This window comes from Streptomyces sp. ActVer, assembly GCF_027270795.1.
GTDB lineage: Bacteria > Actinomycetota > Actinomycetes > Streptomycetales > Streptomycetaceae > Streptomyces > Streptomyces umbrinus_A.
Genome location: NZ_JAPWHT010000876.1, coordinates 1 through 1,484, shown reverse-complemented (window position 1 = coordinate 1,484; position 1,484 = coordinate 1). Strand labels below are relative to the sequence as shown.

At 75.3% G+C, this 1,484-nt stretch carries 1 protein-coding gene; it reads left to right on the top strand.

The window, feature by feature from the left end:
• Positions 1–191: 191 nt before the first annotated feature.
• On the top strand, positions 192–1,484 hold a 1,293-nt coding region (locus O3Q52_RS53000), incomplete at its 3' end, for a thiamine pyrophosphate-binding protein (protein ID WP_269655536.1).

Genomic DNA, 1,484 nt, shown 5'->3' with positions numbered 1-1,484 from the left:
CTGAGTAAGGGACGATGGGGGTCCCCCCGCTCGAGCGAAGCCGAGAGTGGGGGAGGGTAGGGGCGGCGGGGGCGAAAGAACCCGGCGCCGACCGACCGTACCGCTGAGCGACACGCCCCCCTTGCCCCCGGCCCAGAGGGCCCCGACGCTGACCGGCGAACCCAGGTCCCCGTCCCCGCGAGGAGCCAATGATGGGCCGCCGCCCCGCCCACGCCCTGCTCGACATCCTGCGCGGCGAGGGCGTGGACCGCGTCTTCGGCAACCCCGGCACCACCGAACTGCCGTTCCTGGCAGCCCTCGCGGACACCGAAGACGCACCCGAGTACATCCTCGGCGTCCACGAGGGCGCGGTCGTCTCCATGGCCGACGGATACGCCCGCGCCACCGGCCGGCCCGCCTTCGTCAGCCTCCACATCGCGGCGGGCCTCGCCAACGGACTCATAGGCCTGCTCAACGCCCGCCGTTCACGGACCCCGCTCGTGGTCATGGCCGGCCAGCAGGACCGCCGCCACCTCCAACAGGACCCCATGCTCTCCGGGGACCTCGTCGCCCTCGCCGCGCCCGCCGTGAAGGCGACCTACGACATCCAGCACGCCCGCGACCTCCCGCTCGCGCTGCGCCGCGCGTTCGCACTCGCCGTGCGGCCGCCCGCCGGACCCGTGTTCCTGTCCGTACCCATGGACCTGCTGACCGAGGACACGGAGGTCCACGTCCCGGCCCGTACGCCGCCGCCGAGACCCACTCCCGGCGGCGGCCTCGACCGGGCCGCCGTCGTGCTCGGCGGCGCCGCCCGGCCCGTGATCGTCGCCGGGGACGGAGTGGGCCGCGAGGACGCGATGGCCGCGCTCGTCCGGACCGCCGAGACCTGCGGCGCACCCGTGTACCACCAGCCGATGGCGGACCACCTCGACTTCCCGACCACCCACCCCCTGTACGCCGGGATGCTGCCACCGCGCCACGACGCGATCCGCACCGCGCTCGCCCCGTACGACACCGTGCTGATCGCCGGGGCGCACGCGTTCACACCGCACCACTACAGCCCCGGTCCCGCGCTGCCGCCCGGCATCACCGTCGTACATCTCGACTCCGACCCGGACGAGATCGGCCGCAACTTCCCGGCCGACCACGGGGTCGTGGGCGCGCTCCGCCCCTCCCTGGACCGGCTCGCGGAGTTGCTGCGCGAGCGGGTTGCCGGGCGCACGGCGAAGATCCGGGTGCTGCGTGCCTGTGACCGGCACACGGTCGAACGGGAACGTGCGGAGGCCGCCGCGCGGGCCGCGTACTCACCTGCGCCCCTCGCCCCCTGGGCCGCCGCCCACGCCGTCGCCCGCGGGCTGCCACCGGGTGCCGCCATCGTCGAAGAGGCCATCACCGTGGGCCTGTTGCTGCGCCGGCTCGTACACCTCGACCGGCCCGGCAGCTACACGCACACCGTCGGCGGCGGGCTCGGCTGGGGCATCGGGGCCGCGGGCGGCCGGGCCCTC